Source organism: Neisseria sp. LACPHL-SPEC-2024-00856, from assembly GCF_047915665.1.
Classification (GTDB): Bacteria; Pseudomonadota; Gammaproteobacteria; order Burkholderiales; family Neisseriaceae; genus Neisseria; species Neisseria polysaccharea.
On the sequence record NZ_JBLRPR010000022.1, the window covers coordinates 1 to 1,508 of the forward strand.

At 43.4% G+C, this 1,508-nt stretch carries 1 pseudogene; it reads left to right on the forward strand.

Annotated elements, in window-relative coordinates:
• Positions 1 to 1,508 (forward strand): annotated as a pseudogene (locus ACNAU7_RS10310) (autotransporter outer membrane beta-barrel domain-containing protein); the annotation flags it as partial.

Below are 1,508 nucleotides of genomic sequence, written 5' to 3' on the forward strand. Positions count from 1 at the left end.
AGTGGAACGATAGAGAAGACAGACAAATACACCCTCGTCCTCGCACAAGGAGGGCAAGAGAATAACTACACCTACGATGGCGAAACCGAAGTCAAACCCTTAAATTCCCTCATCATTGCCGCCAACGGCGGTACGAATAATATTACGATAAAAGGCAAATTGGCAGACGGTTCTGCCGATGCCTCGCCGACGATTGACAATAACTCGATTGAAAGAAATATAAACACAAACGGTTATACATACGAATTACACGAAACGTACAGACCGGGATATCATAGGGGCGGTGCCGTGATGTTGGCGGATCAAAGCTATGAGGGTAAAAACAACATCACTTTTGAAAACGTAACCATAGCCGCCCATAACGCGCCTTACGGCATTTTGTCTTATGACAGAATCAATACGCAAAAATCCGAAAGCTTGGCGCCGGCAACGCTTACCTTTAAAGGGCGCAATACCATCAATGCAGACGCGGACCCGAATGCCAATCCCAGGGTCGAAGGTATTACATTGCTTAATAATGGTGAAAAAGTGGGAGAATATCGTTTTGTTTCTGAAGAAGGCTCGACGCTGAATATCAACATCAAATCAGGAAAAAATATAGGACAAGGCATTACCGCCAACCACTATAGTAACTCAGGCATCAACCTCAACAACGCTTCTCCAAGCATCACCACGATGGAGTTCAAGGGCGATGTAAACATTAAAATCGATAGGAACGGACAGGAAGAGGCGGAAGCAAACGGTTTTGGCTTCTATTCAAGCCGCAGACTAGGCAATAAGAAGCAGATTCCGGAAGGCTCCAAAATGGAAGCGATTTTCCGTGGGAATGTCGATATCGTTGCAACGCCGGTTTATGATGAGCAGGGCAGGCCCAAAAGCATAGGCAGCGCGTTTGCGATTGACGGGAAAAACAGCAAAGTCGAGGTTGTCGGCGGGGAAGACAAGGTTGTCAAAATCAAAGGCGATATTTTCGCCTACAACGGCGGCAGCGTGAGCGTAAACCTCGCCAACAAAGATTCTTATTTTGAAGGGGAAGCCCATATCGGGAAAAGGAGCTTTGCCAAAGGGAAAGATATGTTTGCCTTAACCGTGGATGCGGACGGATATGACTTAACCCCCGATACAAAGTCGATTGAAAAGAAAAAGAAAGAGCTGGATACTAAGCAGAAAAGATTGCCCCAAAAAAAAGCAGCTTTGGATAGATTCAATCAAGATTTGGATAAATACAATCAAGAATTGGATAAACTAAATAAAGAATTGGCTGAACTAGGTGAAAATGACAACCAAAATAATAAAAAGAGAAAAGAACTAGAAGTAAAAGTAAAACAGCAAGAAAACAAAATTCGGAGCAAAAAAAGGCAAATAGAACATATAAAAGAAAACGACATAGAAAGGGTTGCGGTACTCGAAGAAGAAATCAAAAGATCTGAAGATTTCTTCGATGAAAACGGTTGGATTAAAGACAGCGCGATCGACGACAAGACAAACAACACCGTCAACCTCAAAAT